This window comes from Deinococcus taeanensis, assembly GCF_020229735.1.
Taxonomy (GTDB): Bacteria; Deinococcota; Deinococci; order Deinococcales; family Deinococcaceae; genus Deinococcus; species Deinococcus taeanensis.
On record NZ_CP083458.1, the window covers coordinates 269,482 to 288,912 of the forward strand.

16 protein-coding genes are annotated in these 19,431 nt (G+C 72.8%); 12 read left to right on the plus strand and 4 right to left on the minus strand.

Translation table 11 applies throughout. The features are described from left to right. Positions 1 to 20 precede the first annotated feature (20 nt). The 9 genes from cobO to cobU all read left to right on the plus strand — a co-directional run bounded on the left by cobO (position 21) and on the right by cobU (position 12,543). Positions 21 to 596: a cob(I)yrinic acid a,c-diamide adenosyltransferase gene (cobO, locus tag LAJ19_RS18950; RefSeq protein ID WP_225524354.1), complete on the plus strand. Its 576-nt coding sequence runs from the start codon at positions 21 to 23 to the stop codon at positions 594 to 596. Beyond that, positions 596 to 1,270: a HoxN/HupN/NixA family nickel/cobalt transporter gene (locus LAJ19_RS18955; RefSeq protein ID WP_225524059.1), complete on the plus strand. Its 675-nt coding sequence runs from the start codon at positions 596 to 598 to the stop codon at positions 1,268 to 1,270. Before cobO ends, LAJ19_RS18955 begins: the two co-directional genes overlap by 1 nt. After that, positions 1,267 to 5,604, plus strand: coding sequence for a cobaltochelatase subunit CobN (cobN, locus tag LAJ19_RS18960; RefSeq protein ID WP_225524060.1), 4,338 nt, complete (start codon positions 1,267 to 1,269; stop codon positions 5,602 to 5,604). Before LAJ19_RS18955 ends, cobN begins: the two co-directional genes overlap by 4 nt. Next, entirely contained in the window at positions 5,601 to 7,274 is a 1,674-nt protein-coding gene (locus LAJ19_RS18965) for a VWA domain-containing protein (RefSeq protein WP_225524061.1), read from the plus strand. The genes cobN and LAJ19_RS18965 overlap by 4 nt, the downstream gene beginning before the upstream one ends. Further along, complete coding sequence (locus LAJ19_RS18970) at positions 7,271 to 8,614, plus strand: cobyrinic acid a,c-diamide synthase CobB (RefSeq protein WP_225524062.1); 1,344 nt, start codon at positions 7,271 to 7,273, stop codon at positions 8,612 to 8,614. The genes LAJ19_RS18965 and LAJ19_RS18970 overlap by 4 nt, the downstream gene beginning before the upstream one ends. After that, complete coding sequence (cbiB, locus tag LAJ19_RS18975; RefSeq protein ID WP_225524063.1) at positions 8,611 to 9,666, plus strand: adenosylcobinamide-phosphate synthase CbiB; 1,056 nt, start codon at positions 8,611 to 8,613, stop codon at positions 9,664 to 9,666. Before LAJ19_RS18970 ends, cbiB begins: the two co-directional genes overlap by 4 nt. Further along, the gene (locus LAJ19_RS18980) at positions 9,602 to 10,540 is read left to right on the plus strand and encodes a pyridoxal phosphate-dependent aminotransferase (RefSeq protein ID WP_225524064.1); all 939 of its coding nucleotides are present in this window, start codon (positions 9,602 to 9,604) and stop codon (positions 10,538 to 10,540) included. The genes cbiB and LAJ19_RS18980 overlap by 65 nt, the downstream gene beginning before the upstream one ends. Continuing rightward, positions 10,533 to 11,939: a cobyric acid synthase gene (locus LAJ19_RS18985; RefSeq protein WP_225524065.1), complete on the plus strand. Its 1,407-nt coding sequence runs from the start codon at positions 10,533 to 10,535 to the stop codon at positions 11,937 to 11,939. The genes LAJ19_RS18980 and LAJ19_RS18985 overlap by 8 nt, the downstream gene beginning before the upstream one ends. 97 nt (positions 11,940 to 12,036) lie before the next feature. Beyond that, positions 12,037 to 12,543, plus strand: a complete 507-nt coding sequence (gene cobU / locus LAJ19_RS18990) for a bifunctional adenosylcobinamide kinase/adenosylcobinamide-phosphate guanylyltransferase (RefSeq protein WP_225524066.1) — start codon at positions 12,037 to 12,039, stop codon at positions 12,541 to 12,543. A gap of 89 nt (positions 12,544 to 12,632) precedes the next feature. Here the strand turns inward: cobU and LAJ19_RS18995 are convergent, their stop codons facing one another. The 3 genes from LAJ19_RS18995 to LAJ19_RS21775 all read right to left on the minus strand — a co-directional run bounded on the left by LAJ19_RS18995 (position 12,633) and on the right by LAJ19_RS21775 (position 14,926). After that, positions 12,633 to 13,490, minus strand: a complete 858-nt coding sequence (locus LAJ19_RS18995) for a tryptophan 2,3-dioxygenase (RefSeq protein ID WP_225524067.1) — start codon at positions 13,488 to 13,490, stop codon at positions 12,633 to 12,635. Continuing rightward, positions 13,487 to 14,719: a kynureninase gene (kynU, locus tag LAJ19_RS19000; RefSeq protein WP_225524068.1), complete on the minus strand. Its 1,233-nt coding sequence runs from the start codon at positions 14,717 to 14,719 to the stop codon at positions 13,487 to 13,489. The genes LAJ19_RS18995 and kynU overlap by 4 nt, the downstream gene beginning before the upstream one ends. Before the next feature lie 84 nt (positions 14,720 to 14,803). Then, the gene (locus LAJ19_RS21775) at positions 14,804 to 14,926 is read right to left on the minus strand and encodes a hypothetical protein (RefSeq protein ID WP_255639908.1); all 123 of its coding nucleotides are present in this window, start codon (positions 14,924 to 14,926) and stop codon (positions 14,804 to 14,806) included. A gap of 83 nt (positions 14,927 to 15,009) precedes the next feature. Between LAJ19_RS21775 and trxC the strand changes: the two genes are divergently transcribed. Both trxC and LAJ19_RS19010 read left to right on the plus strand, forming a co-directional pair. Beyond that, positions 15,010 to 15,435 (plus strand): thioredoxin TrxC, encoded by a 426-nt coding sequence (gene trxC, locus LAJ19_RS19005; protein WP_225524069.1) that lies wholly within the window; start codon positions 15,010 to 15,012, stop codon positions 15,433 to 15,435. 1,242 nt (positions 15,436 to 16,677) lie between these two features. After that, positions 16,678 to 16,983 carry a GNAT family N-acetyltransferase gene (locus LAJ19_RS19010; RefSeq protein ID WP_225524070.1) on the plus strand — a complete coding sequence of 102 codons (306 nt, stop codon included), beginning with the start codon at positions 16,678 to 16,680 and terminating at the stop codon, positions 16,981 to 16,983. A 189-nt stretch (positions 16,984 to 17,172) separates the two neighbouring features. On the opposite strand, the gene LAJ19_RS19015 is transcribed toward LAJ19_RS19010, so the two are convergent. Then, positions 17,173 to 18,834, minus strand: a complete 1,662-nt coding sequence (locus LAJ19_RS19015; RefSeq protein ID WP_225524071.1) for an FAD-binding dehydrogenase — start codon at positions 18,832 to 18,834, stop codon at positions 17,173 to 17,175. 279 nt (positions 18,835 to 19,113) lie between these two features. Here LAJ19_RS19015 and LAJ19_RS21780 point away from each other — a divergent pair, with 279 nt between their 5' ends. Then, positions 19,114 to 19,239 carry a hypothetical protein gene (locus LAJ19_RS21780; protein WP_255639909.1) on the plus strand — a complete coding sequence of 42 codons (126 nt, stop codon included), beginning with the start codon at positions 19,114 to 19,116 and terminating at the stop codon, positions 19,237 to 19,239. Positions 19,240 to 19,431 lie beyond the last annotated feature (192 nt).

The window sequence follows — 19,431 nt, forward strand, 5'->3', positions numbered from 1 at the left end:
CCGCCCGGCGCGAGGCCGCCATGCGTGAACTCGCCGAGGCGCGCGACACGCACCGCAAGCGTGAGGGCATTTCCAAGGGCCGCCGGGGGCTGCTGATCGTCAACACCGGGCACGGCAAAGGCAAAACCACCGCGGCGCTGGGGCTGATGCTGCGCGCCCACGGCCGCGGCCTGCGCGTGCGGATGTTTCAGTTCCTGAAGCACGAGAATGCCAAATTCGGTGAGCACCGCGTGCTCGACGCCCTGGGGCTCCCGTACGAGGGCCTGGGGGACGGGTTCACGTGGCGTTCGCGGGACCTGGAGAACAGCGCCGCAATGGCCGCGCACGGCTGGGACCTGGCCCGGGCGGCCATTCAGAGCGGTGAGCACGACCTGATCGTGCTTGACGAGTTCACGTACGCCCTGAAGTATGGCTGGGTGGCGTGGCCGGACGTGGAAGCCACCCTGACGGCCCGCGACCCGCTGCTGCACGTGGTGATCACCGGCCGGGACGCCCTGCCGGAGCTGATCGCCCTGGCCGACACCGTCAGTGAGATTCAGCCGGTCAAGCACGCGTACCACGCCGGAATTGGCGGCCAGACGGGCATCGAGTTCTGATGGGCACCCTGGCGCTGGTGTTCCTGCTGGGTGCCCGGCACGGTCTGGACGCCGATCACCTCGCGGCCATCGACGGGTTCGCCCGGCTGCGGCCCAGCCGCCTGACCGGCGTGCTGTTCGGCCTGGGGCACGGTCTGCTGGTCACGCTGCTGGCCCTGCTGGCCGGGCGGGTCGGGGCCGCCTTCACGCTGGACGGCCTCACGCCGTGGTTGTTCCTGGCGGTGGCGGGACTGAACCTGTGGCGGCTGGCCCGGCCGGGCCGGCACACCCACGCGCCCGCTCCCGGCCTGCTGGCGCTGGGGCCCTTCGTGGTGGGCCTGCTGCTCGCAGCGGGCATGGAAACCAGCAGCCAGCTGGCGGCGCTGGCCCTGTCGCAGCAGGTGACGCCCGTGCTGCTGGGCCTGACGTTTACGCTGGGCATGGTGCTCAGTGACGGTCTCGACGGCCTGCTCGCCGCCCGCGTGCAGCGCGGCGCGGCGCAGGGCTCCCGGGCGCAGCGGGCGTCGGCCGCGATGGGCTGGATGGTCGTGGCGCTGTCTCTGGGCTTCGCGCTGGCCGGTTTCGCCGGGCTGGACACCGGCACGCTGAGTGGCCCGCTGGGCGCCGCGACTTTCGTCACGCTGCTGGGCCTGCGCCTGTGGAGCCGCGCGCAGCCGGCGGGGCGGCCCGCGTGACGCGCCGGACGGCGCCGCGCGAGCGGGTCACGCGGGCCGACGGGCGCACCATTAACGTGGTGCGCCGGCGCGGGCACCTGAGCTACTGCTTTTTTGGCTGCTGCTGCGGCCGCACCGATAAAGGCTACCCGGCCGCGCCGGCCGACGTGTACAAGGACGAGTGGGTCCACCGGCGCCTGCGCAACGCGGTGCACCTCACCAAAAGCGGGTGCCTGGGACCGTGCGCCCTGGCGAACGTCGCGCACCTGGTGTTCGACGGGCACGACCTGTGGTTCCACTCAGTGAACGATGCGTGGCTGGTGCGCGCCATTTTCGATCACATCGAAGCGATGCTGGCCGCCGACCGGTACCTGCCACCCCCGCCGGAACTGGTGGAGTACACCTTCAACTACTACGCCTGGGACGCCGCCACGTCCGGGCCGGTCGCGGCAGAGGCGACAGCGACCGGCCCGGCAGGGTCGGCGTCTACGCCCCTGAGTGGCGTGGCGCTGCTGACGCACGCGGACACGGACCTGCTGAACCTGCGCGCGGCGCGTGAAACGCTGCCCGCGGACTTCGGCCCGCTGACGGGCGCCTCCCTGGCCGGGATCCGCAGTGAGGCGCAGATGCAGACGCTGCTCTCCGGCCCGGTGGGCACGGCGCAGGTGCTGATCGTCCGTGTGCACGGCGCCCTGCGGAGTGTGCCGGGCAGTGACGCGCTGCTGGCGCACGCCCGCGAACGCGGGCAGCACCTGCTGCTGCTCAGCGGCACCAACGAACCCGACCCGGACCTGGCGGCGCGTTCGACCGTGCCGCCCGCCGCGCTGGACAGCGCCCGCACGTACCTCGCCGCGAGCGGCTGGGTGAACATGCGGGCGCTGCTGCTGTTCCTGTCGGACTCGCTGCGCCTGACCGGGTACGGCGCGCGCCCGCCCCAGGCACTCCCCGAGCACAGCGTGTACCACCCGGACCTGCCTGAGGGCGTCACCACGGCCGAGTGGCAGGCGGCGCGGGCGCCGGGCCGCCCGGCGGTGGGCGTGCTGTTCTACCGGGCGCACGCCCTGAGCGGCAACACGGCCTTCATCGACGCGCTCGTGGGGGCGCTCGACGAGGCCGGCGTGGACGCCCTGCCGGTGTTCACGACCAGCCTGCGTGACCTGGACGGCGCGGGCGACCCGCGCGCCTTTGCGCTGCTGCGCGGCGAGGACGGGCGGCCGCTGGTGCAGGCCCTGATCAGCACGCTGTCGTTCGCACTGGCCGACCCGGACGACCGCCGCCGCGGCGCGAGCGGTCCTCTGGAGCGGCTGAACATTCCGGTGGTGCAGGGGCTCACCACAGGCGGCGCCCGCGGACCGTGGGCGACCAGCGCGCGCGGTCTGAACCCGCTGGACACGGCGATGAACGTGGCGCTGCCCGAATTCGACGGGCGCCTGATCGGCGTGCCCTTCGCCTTCAAGGAACAGGACGGCGACGCCCGGCGCCTCGCGGCAGACCCGGAACGGACGGCGCGCCTGGCGGGCATCGCGGCGCGCCTGGCGCGGCTGCCCTTCATCCCCAACAGCGACAAGCGCCTGGCGTTCGTCTTCACGAACTCCACCGCCAAGGCGTCGCAGGTGGGGAATGCCGTGGGCCTGGACTCCGCCGCGTCGCTGCTGCGGGTCCTGCGCGCCCTGCAGGCCGAAGGATACGACGTGGGCCAGCTGCCCGCGTCGAGTGACGAGCTGATGCACGCGCTGCTCGCCCCGGTAAGCGGCGATTCGGTGGTGCTGCCGCCCGAGGCGCTCACGCACGCCACGGCGCGCATCCCGGCCGAGACGTACGCCGCGTGGTTCGCGCAGCTCCCTGACGCTCAGCAGCGCCGCGTGCGTCAGCAGTGGGGAGAGGCGCCCGGGCAGGCCTTCGTGACGCCCCAGGGCGAGCTGGCCCTGCTGGGCCTGCACTTCGGGAAGATGTTCGTGGCGCTGCAACCCCCGCGCGGGTACGGCATGGACCCGGACGCCATCTACCACACGCCGGACCTGCCGCCCACGCATCACTACCACGCGCTGTACCGCTGGCTGCGCGAACCGCAGGCGCTCGGGGGATTCGGCGCGCACGCGCTGGTGCACGTCGGGAAGCACGGCACGCTCGAATGGCTGCCCGGCAAGGGCGTGGGCCTCAGTGAGACCTGCTTCCCCGACAGTCTGCTGGGGGACCTGCCGCTGTTCTACCCGTTCGTGATCAACGACCCGGGGGAAGGCACCCAGGCCAAGCGCCGCGCGCACGCCGCGATTCTCAGCCACCTGCCGCCGCCACTGACGCAGGCGGACACGTACGGTCCCCTGGCGGAGCTCACGCGGCTGGTGGATGAGTACTACCAGCTTGAACTCCTGGACCCGTCGAAGCTCCCCTTGCTGCAGGGGCAGATCTGGCAGCTCGTGCAGGACGCGAACCTCGGGGAGGATCTGGGCACCTTACTGCGCCGCGATCACGGGGACCACGTGCACGAATGGGACGACGACTACACGCCTGACGGGGTGCCGGTGACGCTGAGTGAGATGAACGGCGCGGACGTCGCGCATTTCCTCGAGGACCTCGACGGGTACCTGTGCGAACTGGGACGAGCGCAGATCCGGGGGGGACTGCACGTGCTCGGCCAGGCGCCGACCGGGGACGCCCGGGCCGAGATGCTGCGCGCCCTGACCCGCCTGTCCGGCCCGGACCTGCCGGGCCTGCTGCCGGGCCTGGCCGCGGCCCTGACGCTGGATCTGGGCGCCCTGCTCGACGCGCCGGGCGCGCGCACCGCGCGCCGGGCAGACCTGGACGCCCTGGCGGGCCGCGCGCTCCTGACCGCCGGGGATACTCTGGAACTGCTCGACGAGCTGAGCCTGCACCTGTTCCAGCTGCTGGACGCGCGCGGCTTTGATGAGCGGCGCATTCCGGAGGTGCTGGCCCTGACGCTCGGTCCGGCCGTGCCCACCGGAACGCTCCCGGACACCCTGCGCGGGGTGTGCCGCCGGGTCGCGCCGGACCTCGCGGCCACCACGGACGAGATCACGCACCTGCTGCGCGGCCTCGCGGGCGGGTTCGTGCCGGCCGGGCCGAGCGGCGCGCCGTCGCGCGGGCAGGCGCACCTGCTGCCCACCGGCCGCAACTTCTACGCCGTGGATCCGCGCGCCGTGCCGTCCGCGGCGGCCTGGACGGTGGGCAGCAACCTCGCGCGCGAGGTGGTGCAGCGCCACGTGCAGGAGACCGGCGCCGCCCCCGAGCGCGTGGCCATCAGCGTGTGGGGCACCAGCAACATGCGCACCCAGGGCGACGACATCGCGCAGATTCTGGCGCTGATGGGCGTGCGCCCGGTGTGGCATCCGCAGAGCCGCCGGGTGGAAGGCACGGAACTGATGTCCCTTGAGGAACTTGGCCGGGCGCGGGTGGACGTCACGGTGCGCATCAGCGGCCTGTTCCGCGACGCGTTCCCGCACGTGGTGGCGCTGCTTGACGGCGCCGCGCAGCAGGTGATGCAGGTCGACGAGCCGCTGCACCTCAACCCGCTGCGCGCCGCGTACCTGAGTGACCGCGCCCGGCTGGAGCACCTGCCGCCCGAGGAGGCGCACGCCCGCGCGTCCTACCGGGTGTTCGGCAGCAAACCCGGCACCTACGGCGCCGGGATTCTGGACCTGATTCATGAAGGCAACTGGCAGTCCGACGCGGATTTCGAACGAACGTTCGTCAACTGGGGCGGGTACGCGTACACCGCCGCGGAGGAGGGCACCGACGCGCGCGAGGAGTTCCGCATGCGCCTCGCGGCGACGCAGGTGGTGCTGCACAACCAGGACAACCGGGAGCACGACCTGCTCGACAGTGACGACTACCTGCAGTTCTTCGGCGGCATGATCGCGTCGGTGCGGCACCTCAGCGGCGCGCAGCCCCGCGGGTACTTCGGGGACAGTGCCAATCCCGAACGGGCGCGGGTGCGTGACGTGCGCGAGGAGGTGCTGCGCGTGTACCGTTCACGCGTGGTGAACCCCAAGTGGCTTTCAGGCATCCGTGAGCACGGGTACAAGGGCGGGCTGGAGCAGACGGCCACCGTGGATTACCTGTTCGGGTTCGACGCGACGGCCGGCGTGGCGCACGATTTCATGTATGAGGGCGTGGCGCAGGCGTACGCGCTGGACGAGGCGAATCAGGCGTTCCTGCGGGCGTCGAACCCCTGGGCCCTGGGGGCCATCACCACGCGGCTGCTCGAAGCCAGTGCGCGCGGCCTGTGGGCGGCGCAGCCGCAGACGCTCGCGGCGCTTGAGGCGCTGCACCTGGACGCCGAGGGGCTGCTGGAGGAACGCGGGGAACGCGCCCGGCCGGCCGGGGTAAACGCATGAGCGCGCCGCCCCTGTTCCCCCTCTCGGCGGTGGCGCATCAGCCTCAGCTGACGCTGGCGCTGGCGCTGCTGGCGGTCAGTCCGGCGGTGGGCGGCGTGCTGATCCGCGGGGACCGCGGCGCGGCAAAAAGCACCGCGGCGCGCGCCCTGGCCGCGCTGCTCCCCGACCACGGCGACCAGCGCGCGCCTTTCGTGAACCTGCCGCTGGGGGCCACTGAGGACCGCGTGGTGGGCAGCCTGGACGTGGACGCTGCGCTGCGCGGGGAAGCCCGCGCCCGGCCCGGTCTGGCCGCGCAGGCGCACGGCGGGGTGCTGTACATCGACGAGGTGAACCTGCTGCCCGACCACCTCGTGGACACGCTGCTGGACGCCGCGGCGATGGGCACGCAGCGCATCGAGCGTGACGGGTTGAGCCTCACGCTGCCGGCGCGCTTCGCCCTGGTGGGTTCCATGAACCCCGAGGAAGGCGCGCTGCGCCCGCAGTTCCTGGACCGGTTCGGGCTGTGCGTGGACGTGCACGCCCCCGCCGACCCGGCGCAGCGCGCGGAGATCGTGCGCCGCCGCGTGGCGTTCGAACGCGACCCGGACGCCTTCCAGGCCACCTGGGCGGAAGCCGAGGCGGCGCTGGCCCGGCGCCTGCGCGGCGCCCGCGACCGGCTGCCGCACGTCAGCTTCCCCGACGCGCTGCTGCCTGAATTGGGCCGGGTGAGTGTCGGGGCCGGCGTGCGCAGCCTGCGTGCGGACCTTGTGCTGCACCGCGCGGCGAGCGCCCTGGCGGCACTGGAGGACCGCGCCGAGGTGAATGCGGACGACCTGGAGCGCGTGGCGCCGCTGGTCCTGGCGCACCGCCGCGACCCTCAGTCCGCGCCGCCTTCCCCGCCTCCACCCCCGGCGCCGCCGGAGTCGCCGGAGCCGGACGGCTCGCAGTCGTCACCCCCGCCTCCCCCTCCCGCGCCGGACGTGGTGCTGGGCGTCACGGGGGCCGCCGCCCCGCCCCGCCCGGCTCCGGCCCGCCCGGTTCCTGGGCGCACCGGCGTGAACCTGAACGCGGGCCCACTGGCGGTGCCGGACACCCTGCGTGCCTCGCTGACCCGCGTGTCCGGCCCCCCCGGCGTGACCCGCGAGGACCTGCGGGTCACGCTGCCGGGTGAACGCCAGGAGCACACGCTGTTCATCGCGGACTGCAGCGGCAGCCAGGGATTGCCGCAGCGGCTGGGCGCGGTGAAGGGCGCGCTGCTGTCCGCGCTGGGCGCGCAGGGCAACCGGGAGCGGGCGGCACTGATTGCCTTCCGCGGGCCGGACGCCACCCTGACCCTGCCCTGGACGGCGGAGGTCGCAGCGGCCCGGGCGGCCGTTGAAGGCCTGCCGACCGGGGGGCGCACGCCCCTGGCGCAGGCGCTGGCGCTGGCCGCGCAGGTGCTGGGGGGCGCGCGGGGCGCGCAGGTCGTGCTGTTCACCGACGGGCGCGCGAACGTCCCCCGCACCCCCGGCGCGGACCCCTGGGCGGACGCGCTCGCCGCTGCGGCGCAGTTGCGCGCCGCGCGGCCCGGGCGGGTGCTGGTGATTGACACGGAAGGCGGGCAGCTGCGGCTGGGCCGCGCCGCGGCGCTCGCGGCGGCGCTGGGCGGAACGTGCCTGCCCCTGTCGCACCTGACGGAGACCCCCGCATGACGCCGGTTCACCCGCGCGTGGTGCTGGCCGCCCCGTCCTCCGGCAGCGGCAAGACGACCGTGGCGTCGCTGCTGTGCCTCGCGCTGCGCGCACGGGGACTGCGCGTGCAGCCGTTCAAGCTGGGCCCGGACTACCTCGACCCGACGCACCTGACGCGCGCCGCAGGCCGGGAGGCGCGGAACCTGGATTCGTTCCTGATGGGCCGCGACCGGCTCCGGCAGCTGTTCGCCCGAGCGGCCGCGCAGGCAGACGTCAGCGTGCTTGAAGGCGTGATGGGCCTGTTTGACGGACGCGACCCCACCACGGACGAGCACTCCACGGCGGACCTCGCCGCGCTGCTGGGCGCGCCGGTGGTTCTCGTGATCGACGCGGGCGGCATGGCGCGCACCGCGGCGGCCGTAGCGGCGGGCCTGCGGGACTTCCGGCCGGACCTGCACGTGGCCGGCGTGATCCTCAACCGCGTCGGCAGCGGGCGGCACGCGGCGTTGTGCGAAGCGGCCCTCGATCAGGTGGGGCTGCCCACGCTGGGCTTCGTGCCGCGGGACGAGGCCCTGCACCTGCCCGCCCGGCACCTGGGGCTGGTCAGCGCCGAACAGGTTCACTGGGACGAGTCGCGCGCCCTGCACGCCGCCGCCGGGTTACGGCTGGACGCGCTGCTCGCCGCGGCGCAGGCGCCCGCGCTGCCCCTGCCCCCCGCGCCGGGCGGCCCGGGCGCCCGGGTGCGGGTGGCGGTCGCGCACGACGAGGCGTTTCACTTCTCGTACCCCGACGCACTCGACGAACTGCGCGCCCAGGGCGCTGAACTGACGCCGTTCAGTCCCCTCCGGGACGCGGGACTGCCCCCTGACGTGCGGGGCGTCCTGCTGCCCGGCGGGTACCCGGAAATGCACGCGCAGGCGCTGAGTGCCAACCGCAGCCTGCACACGCAGCTGCGGGCCTTCGCGGCCGGCGGCGGCGCCGTGCTGGCCGAGTGCGGCGGCCTGATGTACCTCGGGGAGGCGCTTGACGTGGACGGCACCAGCGTCGAGATGTGCGGCGTGATTCCGTACCGGACCCGCATGGGCGCCCGCCTGACCCTCGGGTACCGGGAGGCCACCGCGGTGCGCAACTCGCTGCTCGCTCCGGCGGGCGCGGCCGTCCGGGGACACGAATTTCACCACTCGGTCCTGACACACGCGCCCACCCGGCCTGCGTGGCGCTGGACCGCGCACGACGGCAGCGTCACCGAGGAGGGCTACGCCAGCGGGAACGTCCTGGCGAGCTACCTGCACCTGCACCTCGGCGCGGACCCGGCGCTGGCCGCCCGCTTCCTGCGCGCCTGCCGGGGAGGAGCAGCGTGAGGCGGCGGGCGCTGCTGCTGGCGCTGGCGCTGGACCTGCTGGGCGAACCGCCCGCCCGGTGGCACCCGGTCGTGTGGATGGGGCAGTTTCTCAAGGCGTCGCGCCGGCAGTGGCGGGGCGAGGCGCCCGGCGCGCAGCTGCGTGAGGGCCTGCTGGGCTGGGCGGCCGGCACGCTGCTCAGCGCGGCGGCCGGCACCCTGGCCGCGCGCCTGCCGTGGCCGGCGCAGGGCGCCCTGCTGAAACCGCTGCTGGCCCGCCGGGCCCTGCTGCGCGCCGGAAGCGAGGTGGCCGGCGCGCTGGAAGCCGGCGACCTGCCCGGCGCGCGCCGGCTGCTGTCGTGGCACCTCGTGAGCCGCGACACGGCGGACCTGACGGCAAGTGAGGTGGCCGGCGCCGCCATTGCCAGCGTGGCGGAGAACCTGAGTGACAGCGTGGTGGGCCCGCTGCTCGCCGCGCGGGTGGGGGGGCTGCCCCTGGCAGCCGCGTACCGCTTTACCAACACGGCCGACGCCATGTGGGGCTACCGCACACCCGAGCTGGAGTGGGCGGGAAAGGGCGCGGCGCACGCCGACGACCTGCTGAATCTCGCGCCGGCCCGCCTGAGTGCCGCGTGCCTGCTGCTGGCCGCAGGAGGCCGGGGGCTGGGCGTGTGGCGCCGCGACCATGGGCGCACACCCAGCCCGAACGGCGGTCACCCCATGAGCGCCGCAGCGGGCGCGCTGGGCGTGCGCCTGGAGAAGCGGGGCCTGTACGTCCTGAACGCCGGGGGACAGGCGCCGGGGGCGGCGGACCTGCGGCGCGCGCTGCACCTGACGCGCCGGGCCTCTGCCCTCGCCACCCTGGTTCTCATGCTGCCCTGCGCCCTGCCCCGCCCTGCCCGCCGCGCCCGGGGGGCCTGTGACCGGCCCGGATGGACGCCCGCCCCTGGTGCCGCGCGCGCCGCACGGTGGGCCCGGCCGCCGCCCCTTCGACGGCCTGGACTTCAGCGTGAACACCAATCCGTTCGGCCCGAACCCGGCGCTGATCCAGGCGGTCCGCGACGCCGGGCATGACCGTTACCCGGACCCCGCGTACACCGGCGTGCGGGAGCGCCTGGGGGCGTGGCACGGCGTGGACGCGGACAGTGTGGGCGTGGCGGTGGGCGCCTCGGACCTGCTGCACCGCCTGGCGCGCGCCACGCTGGCGCCCGGCGACACGCTGCTGAGCGTCCGGGCGCCTTTCGGGGAGCTGGCGCGCGCCGCCGCCCTGGCCCGCGCGCAGGTGGTGATCACCCCCGACCTGCCGGCCGAGCTGCCGGCAGGGACCCGGCTGCTGTACGTGGGGTACCCGCATAACCCCACTGGATTCGCGCCGCCGCCAGGCGCGCTGCTGCCCCTGGCGGACCGCTGCGCGCAGGCGGGCGCGCTGCTGGTCGTGGACGAGGCGTACGCGCCGTTCACGGCGCTGTCCGCACCGCCGAGCCACCCGGCGCTGGTGCGGGTGCTGTCCCCGGGCAAGGCGCACGGCCTGGTGGGCGCACGCCCCGCGTACGCGCTGGCCCACCCGGACGTGATTGCGGCGCTGGACAATCTCGCTCCGGCGTGGCACGTGCCGGCCGGCACAGCGGGGGTGCTGGCGGCGCTGCCGTACGCAGCCCAGTTTCTGGCCGAGACGCTGCCGCGCGTGGCGGCGCTCGCGTCGGACCTTGCCGGCGCGCTGGACCGGCTGGGCCGCGTGGAACATCACGGCACGCCCTTCATGACGCTGCGCGTGGGAGCGGCCGGGCCGGTCAGTGCGCAGCTGCTGGACGCCGGGCTGCGCGTGCGCGACTGCGCCAGCTACGGCCTGCCGGACTGCATCCGGGTCAGTACGCGGCACGCCGGGGAGAACGCGGCCCTGGTGCGCGCCCTGAAGAAACTGCGGCGCGTGGAGGCCAGGCATGGGTAAAGCGATCATGGTGCAGGGCTGCACGAGCAGCGCCGGGAAAAGCTATCTCACGGCGGCGCTGTGCCGCGTCCTGTCGAACGCCGGCGTGCGGGTCGCGCCGTTCAAAGCGCAGAACATGAGCAACAATGCGGGAATCACGCCGGCCGGGCTGGAGATGGGCCGCGCGCAGCTGGTGCAGGCCGCGGCGGCGCGCGTCACGCCGGACGTCCGGATGAATCCGGTGCTGCTCAAGCCGGAGGCGGACACCCGGTCCCAGGTGGTGCTGCTGGGGCAGGTGAACCGTGAGCTCACCGCGCTGCCGTGGCGTGAGCGCAAGGCGCAGCTGTGGCCGCACGTGCAGGGCGCGCTGCACAGCCTGCTGGACGAGTACGACGTGGTCGTGATCGAGGGCGCGGGCAGCCCGGCGGAGGTTAACCTGCGCGCCAGCGACATCGTGAACATGCGCGTGGCCCTTGAAGCGCAGGCGGCGGTGCTGCTCGCCTCGGACATCGACCGCGGCGGGTCGTTCGCGCACCTGCTGGGCACCTGGCACTGCCTGACCACCGAGGAACGCGCGCGCCTGCGCGGCTTCATCCTCAACCGCTTCCGGGGGGACCCGCGCCTGCTCGCCCCCGCTCCGGAATGGCTCGAGGCGCAGACGGGGGTGCCTACCGTGGGTGTCATTCCCATGCTGGATATTCCGCTGCCCGAGGAGGACGGCCTGTGGGGGGACGCGCCGCACCCGGGGGGCGAGCAGGACGGCTTCGTGGCCATCGCGCGGCTGCCGCGCGTGTCGAACCTCGATGAGTTCGCGCCGCTGGGCGAACGCGCCCGCTGGGTCACGTCCCCGGCAGGCCTGTCCGGCGCGAACGCCGTGATTCTGCCGGGCAGCAAAAGCACCGCCGCGGACCTCCGGTGGCTGCGCGCCACCGGCCTGGCCGGCGCAGTGACGCGGGCCGCGCACGCAGGCGTACCGGTGTTCGGGGTGTGCGGCGGCCTGCAGATGCTGGGCCGGGTGCTGCGCGACCCGCAGGGCGTGGACGGCGGCCAGCCGGCCGAGCCGGGTCTGGGCCTGCTCGACCTGGACACCACCTTCGCTGCGGGGAAGACCACCGCCCTGACCACCTTCACGGATCCCGAAACGGGACTGAGCGTGCGCGGGTACGAAATTCATCATGGGCAGACGCAGGCGGGGTCCGGCGTGGAGACGCTCGCGCCGGGCCTGCTGTGGCGACAGGGGAACGTGCGCGGCACGTACCTGCACGGCCTGCTGGAAAACCCGGCCTACCTGGAACGGTTTCTGGGCTGGGCGGGCCTGCGACCCCCGCAGCCCCTGGCCAGCCTGGACGCGCGGCTGGACGCGATTGCCGCGCGCGTGGGCGCGGCACTTGATCCCCGCGTGATCGGGGAGTTCCTGTGAGGCGCCGCGCCCTGACCCCGGCCCGGCCGGCCGGACGCGTGGGCCTGCCCTTCTGGCCGGAGAATCGGCCCGCCGCCGGCAACCGGCGGGCCAGCCCATGACACTGGTGTTCGTGACGGGCGGCGCCCGCAGCGGCAAAAGCCGCTTCGCGGAGAACCGCGCCGCGCAGACGGGGGGGCCGGTCACCTACGTGGCGACCGCGCAGGCCTTCGATGACGAGATGCGTGACCGGATCGGCCGTCACCGCGCCGACCGGCCCGGCGACTGGGAAACGGTGGAGGAGCCGCTGCACCCCGCAGACGCGGTGCGCAGCGCGCCGCCGGGCGCGGTGCTGCTCGACTGCCTGAGCCTGTGGGTGAGTAACCTGATGCTCGCCGACTGGCCGGACGAGGCGGTGCTGCGGGCCGCCGATGACCTGCTGCTGGCCTGCGCCGCGCGCCGCGCCCCGGCGGTTCTGGTAACGAACGAGGTCGGCTTCGGAATCGTGCCCGACAACGCCCTGGCGCGGCGGTACCGGGACCTGCTGGGCTGGGTGAACCAGCGCGCCGCGGCCGCCAGTGACGAGGCGTGGCTGCTCGTCAGCGGGCGGCCCCTGCGGCTGTAGGTGGCGGGCGACCTCGGCCCTGCAGTCTGGCCCGGGCAGGTGACACACCGCCACCCGCCTGGAGCCGGCCGCAGGGCCTCCCTGTCTCCCTACAGCCGGGTGCGGACCTCCCAGAGTTCCGGGAACAGCACGGTTTCCAGCGCGCGCCGCAGGTACCCGGCTCCGCTCGTGCCGCCCGAACCGCGTTTGAAGCCAATCGTGCGCTCCACGGTGGTCAGGTGATTGAAGCGCCAGCGGCGGAAGTTATCTTCTACATCCAGGAGTTTCTCCGCGAGTTCGTAGAGGTCCCAGTAGCGCTCCGGATCGCGGTACACGGTCAGCCACGCTTCCAGCACCGCCTCATTCAGTACGGGCGGCTGGGTCAGGTCACGTCCGAGCACCTCGTCGGGGATGTTCAGGCCGCGGGCCGCCATCAGGCGCAGGGTCAGGTCGTACACGCTGGGCGTGCTGATTGCCTCGCGCAGCGGTTCGATCAGATCCGGGCGGTGCTCGTGCGGCCGCAGCAGGACCGCGTGGCGGTTACCGAGGAGGAACTCCACCATGCGGTACGAGGCGCTCTGAAACCCGGACGCCTGACCGAAGGCGCTGCGGAACTGCAGGTAGTCGGCGGGCGTCATGGTCTTCAGGACCTCCCAGGCGTTCGTGAGCTGCTCCTGGGCGCGCACCACGCGGGACAGGCCCTTCTGCGGCGCTTCGGTCAGGCCGCGCGCCAGCTGGTCCATCGCGGCGCGCAGTTCACGGATGATCAGGTCCAGCCACACTTCGGAGACGTGGTGCACAGCGATGAACAGATGCTCGTCATGCGCCTGCGTGACGGGTTGATGGGCACGTTTGAGAACGTCGAGCTGCAGGTAGTCACCGTAGCTGAGGCTGCGGGTGAAGTCCGTGTACGCCTGTTCCGGAGCGTCGCGGTCCGGGGCGCCCGGGCGGGCGTCGGGGCCGGTCACGCGCGGGCCTCCAGCACGGCCTGCACGCCCTGCGCGGCGCGCCACACGTCCGCATGCGAATGGTACAGCGGCGTGAACCCGAAGCGCAGGATGTCCGGCGTGCGGAAGTCGCCGATAATGCCGGCCTGAATGAGGTCGGTCATGACCGCACGCGCCTGCGGGTGGCGGTAGCTGACCTGTGAGCCGCGGCGCGCGTGTTCGAGGGGCGTGACCAGCGTCAGCGGGTGGCGGGCCGCCAGCGGTTCCATCAGCCGGATGAACGTGTCGGTCAGGGACAGGGACTTGCGGCGCAGCGCCTGCAGGTCCACGTCCGCGAACACGTCGAGGGCGGCGTCCAGGGCGCTGAGGCTCAGCACCGTGGGCGTGCCGGCCACGAAGCGCCGGGCGCCGGGCGCGGGCGTGAAGTCACGCGCCATCTCGAACGGGTCGGCGTGGCCCATCCAGCCGCTGATCGCCACGGGGGCCTGCGCGTGATGCCGCTCTGCGACGAACAGGAACGCGGGCGCGCCGGGACCGCCGTTCAGGAACTTGTACCCGCAGCCCACCGCGAAATCCGCGCCGGCGCCGTTCAGGTCCACCGGGAACGCACCGGCGGAGTGCGCGAGGTCCCAGACGGTCACGACGCCCTGCGCGCGCGCCTGTGCGGTGATGCCGGGCAGGTCCAGCATCCGCCCGGTGCGGTAGTCCACCTGCGTGAGCAGCAGCGCGGCCACGTCGGCCCTCAGGTGCGCGGCGATGTCGTCGGCGTTCACGCGGCGAAGTTCCAGCGTGCCGCCCAGCAGGGCATTGAGCCCCTGCGCGACATACAGGTCGGTCGGGAAATTCTCAGCGTCCGTGAGGATGACCCGCCGCCCGGGCGCGGAGACGCCGAGCCCCGCGGCGAGGGCCTTGAAGGTGTTCACGCTGGTGGAGTCACCCACCGCGACCTCGTGCGGCTGCGCGCCGATCAGCCGGGCCAGCTTGGCTGCCACGCGGTCAGGCAGCGCCATCCAGTCGCGGCCCTCGGCAGCCCCGGCGGTCCAGGAGCGGATCAGGGCGTCCCCCCATTCCTGGCGGGTCACGCGGTCGAGCCGGTCGGGCACGGCGCGCGGCAGGGCGCCCAGGCTGTTGCCGTCCAGGTACACGGCGCCCGGGGGCAGGTGAAACTCGGTGCGTTTGCGGGCAAGGGCGTCAGTGGCGTCAAGGGCAAGCAGATCAGCGGGCACGGCAGGTGCGTTCAGGGTGGTCATAGGGAACCTCGGGTGGAACGTGAGGCGGCGCGGCAACAGGCGCCGCCCCCGCGGAGGGACGAACCGGGCAGGCAACGGAACCGCTCAGTCCAGCATCGGTCGGCCCAGGTTCGCGCACCACCACCCGTGAAGGTTCGGAGCGATCTCATTCGCCGCGGCCCGCCCGCGCAACAGGTCGCGGCTGGGCAGGTCACGGGGACAGGTCATGGCGCCGCAGTTTACCACTGCCGCAGGGCAGGTAAAGGTCCACTGAAGGGTGCGTGCAGCGCACGCGGTGGATACTGGCGGCTATGGACGACGTACTCCCGTGCGCCGCGTGCGGCGCGAACAACCGCGTGAAGGCCGTCCCGCCTGGGCAGGTGCCGGTCTGCGCCCGCTGCGGCGCCAGCCTGCCCTGGCTGCACGCCGGCACAGACGCCACGTTCGACGGGGACATTATGGCGGGCGTACCGGTCATCGTGGATTTCTGGGCGCCGTGGTGCGGGCCGTGCCGGGTGATCGGGCCGGTGCTCGAGGAGATCGCGCGCGAGCGCGCCGGGCACGTGCGGGTGGTGAAGGTGAATGTCGACGAGAACCCGCAGGTGCCGGGCCGCTACCAGGTTCAGGGCATCCCCACCCTGCTGCTGTTCCGGAACGGACAGCTGGCCGGCCGGCAGGTGGGGGCGCTGCCCAAGGCGGCGCTGCTGGCGTGGCTTGACCGGAGTGGGGAGCCCTGACAGGACGCCTCGGCTCCCTGTGCGGTGCGTGGAGTGACCCTGCAGGCCCGTTCCCGTCTGACGCCTCCGATCCAGGCAGCCACCCGCAGGTTGTTGTACGGCATGTCAAATCAGGAAGGGGATCGTCCGGCACAACCACACCCTCGTGGCGCTCAGGACAGGGGGCTGGCTCCACCTTCGTGCGGGCTGCTTTGTTCACTCTGAGCGTCGGTCCCGCGCCGGCCCTGTTCGCGGACCGGCGTGCCAGGCCCTGTCCTGCCCGACTGATCGACCGGCAGCCCACCTCCGAAGAAGGTTAGCAGAGCAGCGGGGGAAACTCCCGCCCCCCCCCGCAGGTGAGTGCCTTCCAATGTCTGCCGGTCGGTCAGGGCCCGCGGGCGCCAGGCACAAATCCTGAAGCGCCCCCAGGGTGTCCAGGCAAGCGGGAGGACCGCCAGATGTGCTGCGCCGGCACGGAAGAAGACGGCCTGGTCAGGGGCTCTCCCGGGATGGGAGCACACCTGAAGTGGCACCGCTCCGCCGCTGGCGCTGCCCGCTGAGCTGGAGAGCTGTGATGTTCCGAGCGGCTCTGCGTTTTCCTGCTCCGAGGGGGACGTGGGCACCCAGGCCACAGTGCACCCCGTCTCTCCTGGCACGGCCGCGTCCTCCATGACATGAAACGCCAGCAGACCGGCCACGGGCCGGGGGCCCACGAGTCGTTGCATGTCCAGCACCGTTTGATCGGTGTGACCTGCCTCTGGGTGCGTGCCGCGGGGCTCTGCAACCTGGCCCTTGATGCTCCGGGTGGCCCACGGCGGGTGGGCAGCACCTCAGACGGCGTCACAGTGACCTCACTGCGGGAGGGGTGACCCTGCACGGGCGAATTGACGTTCGCCGGCTCTGGGGGTGGCAACATTCAGTCGGTCGCGCTCTGGAAGCCGAACGGCTCACTCGCCCTGATTCTCCTGAACGGCTCGCAGCCAGAAGGTGCGGCTTGTTGAAAGCAGAGCCGGCTTCACGTTCACGCTGGTGTGAGGAGCGGTCGCCACCATCCGCTGGCCGCGTCTCTGCCCCGGTTGTGACACACCCGGCCCTGCCGCATGACGTGCCAGAGCCTCTGGGTGCCTGCATGCACATCAGTCCTTTGCTGCAGTGGCACTGGGGGGTTGACTGTCCAACACTTGGTTTCCACCCTCGTAACGGACCCTATGCTCCATGAAGGCGCCGTCATGTTTAGCGGGGCTGCGCAGGCCACCATGACGCATGACGATCCAGGTGCAGCGCAACGATCAGGCCAGCCGGTACGAACTGCGCGACGGCAATACCGTGCTGGGCTTCGCCGAATTCCGCCCGGTCGGGGACGCCATCATGCTTCCGCACACGGAGATTGACAAGGCGCACGAGGGGGAGGGCCTGGGCAGCCAGCTGGCCCGCGCCGCCCTGGACGACGTGCGCGACCAGGGCAAAAAGGTTCTGCCGATGTGTCCGTTTATCGCTGCGTACATCCGCCGCCACCCGGAATACGTCGAGCTGATTCACCCGCAGCAGCGCGCTGTGTTCGGTCTGTAAGCTTCCCCTGTCCTGTGGCCCGTTTAGTTTCAGCCCGCCTGGTCCTTTCGAGTGCAGGCCCAGGCGGCCTGCCCTGAATCCGGACGGCGCCCAGGAATCCACTGGGGCAGGCCCAATAATGGCCACGGCCAATCAGAGAGGCTGCCCCCAACCCGCGCTGCGCCACTGCCGCTCAGGCAGGCCAAGGCTTCACCGGGCCTGAGCAGCGGCGGCGCGGCCAGCCGTCCGGCCACTGAACAGACAGCCTCCCAGGAAGGTGCCTTCCAGCGCGCGGTACCCGTGGTACCCGCCACCACCGAACCCGGCCACCTCCCCCGCGGCGTACAGGCCGGGAATCACCGCGCCGCCCGGGTCGAGAACGCGTCCCTCCAGGTCGGTTTCCAGGCCGCCCAGCGATTTCCGGGTGAGGACGTTTAGACGCACGGCGATCAGGGGGCCACTGCGCGGGTCGAGCAGTGGGGCGGGTTTCGCCACGCGAATCAGGCGTTCGCTGGGAAAGGCGCGGGCGCCGCGAACGACCGCAAGCTGCGCGTCCTTCCCTGCCGGGTTGCGCAGTTGCAGGTCCCGGTCAAGCACGGCTTCCTCCACGCTGGGCAGGTCGACGGGGGTGTCGGGCGTCAGGGCCGTCATGCCGGCCACCAGGTCCGGCAGAGTGGCCCGCACCACGAAGTCCTCGCCATGATCCAGGAAGGCCTGCACGGGACCCTGCACCTGCCTGCCGGCACGTTTGAGGGTCTGGCGCAGGTCCCGGCCGGTCAGGTCCGGATTCTGCTCACTGCCGGACAGCGCGAATTCACGTTTGATGATGGCGCGGTTGAGCAGGAACCAGGTGTGCGGGTACCGGTGCCGGGTGATGTGAGCGAGCGTGTCGAGGCTGCTGGCCCCCGGGATATGCGGGAACGGCAGCCGGCGCCCGGATGGATCAAGCCACAGGCTGCTGGGGCCGGGCAGGATCCGGATGCCGTGCCCCGCCCAGACGGGATTCCAGTTGCGCAGGCCCTCGGGGTAGTGCCACATGCGGTCCGTGTTGATGAGGCTGGCGCCGGCCGCGTGGGCCGCCTGCTGCAGCAGGCCGTCCACATGCGCGGGAACGCCACTCACCATGGAGGTGGGCGGCGGACCGAGCCGTTCGGCGGGCCACGCCTGCCGCACGAGCTCATGGTTGCCTCCAATTCCACCGGACGTCAGGATGACGGCCTGGGCGTGCAGGCTGAAGTCACCGGTCACGACGCGCGAACTGCGTTCACCACGCGCAGCGCCGCTGGGCTCCAGCAGCTCGCCGTGCACCCCGGTGACGGTGCCGGCGTGCCTGTGCAGACCGCGCACGCGGTGGCGGAACAGGAAGGTGAGGCGCCCGGCGCGGGCGTGCTCCCGGGCGCGCCGCTCGAAGGGTTCGAGAACGCCGGGGCCGGTGCCCCAGGTGATGTGAAAGCGGGGCACGCTGTTGCCCGGGGCGCTTGAGCCGGCGCCCCCACGTTCCGCCCAGCCGACCGCGGGAAACCAGCGCAGACCATGACCGCGCAACCAAGCGCGTTTCTCACCGCTGGCGAAATTCAGGTACGCGTCTGCCCAGGCGCGGGGCCAGCGGTCTTCTGGACGGTCGAAGGCGGCGGTGGTGAGCCAGTCACGCCGGGCGAGTTCCAGGGAGTCGCGGATGCTCAGGCGGCGCTGCTCGGGGGAATCCACGAAGAACAGGCCGCCCAGGGACCAGAACGCCTGACCGCCTAGGTTCTGTTCGCCTTCCTGATCGAGCAGGAGAACGCGGCGTCCGGCGTCGGCCAGCTCCGTGGCGGCAACCAGGCCTGCGAGTCCGGCGCCGACAACGATCACGTCCGCGTGGGGGGTGGGCATAAGCTATTCAACAGGGCGGGCGCCTGCTGTTCAAGCGGCGGTCAGTCCGGCGCAGGTCAGGCCCGGCAGGCACAGACGGCACCCTGAAGCTGCCTGCACCTGGGGAGCCCCGTACGTACACGGTGAGCCGGCGCGTGCGGGCCCTCGTGCGCGAGCGGGCCCTCGTGCGCGGCGCTTCCCCCGGAAGGTCAGCTGAACCGGACGCTGGATATCAGCCGCGGCATGGGCCGCAGGAGCGGACTGGGCCCTGGCAGTGCGGGACGTCGGTGCAGATCTGCCATGGGCGTACCGCGCGTGGCCCGCCTGGACATCGCGCCCTTCACGGACCTGCTGGGGCATGCGCTGTCGTCCTGGCCGGTCACGGCGGAGCAGGTGCTACAGCTGCGGCGTGCGTTGAAGGTGTAGGCGGCGCTGGCGGCTGGGTGCCGGAGCGCTGCGCGGGCCCGGCACCTGCTCAGCACGGTGGGGGTCATGCAGGCGTGCGGCCCGGGCAGGGACGCGTTCGCGCAGCGAAAACTGACGTTTCACGCGGCGCTGGCTGGCGCGAACGGCAACCCCTGCACGCCCTGCTGCCAGGAACGTCGCACGGCCTGGTGA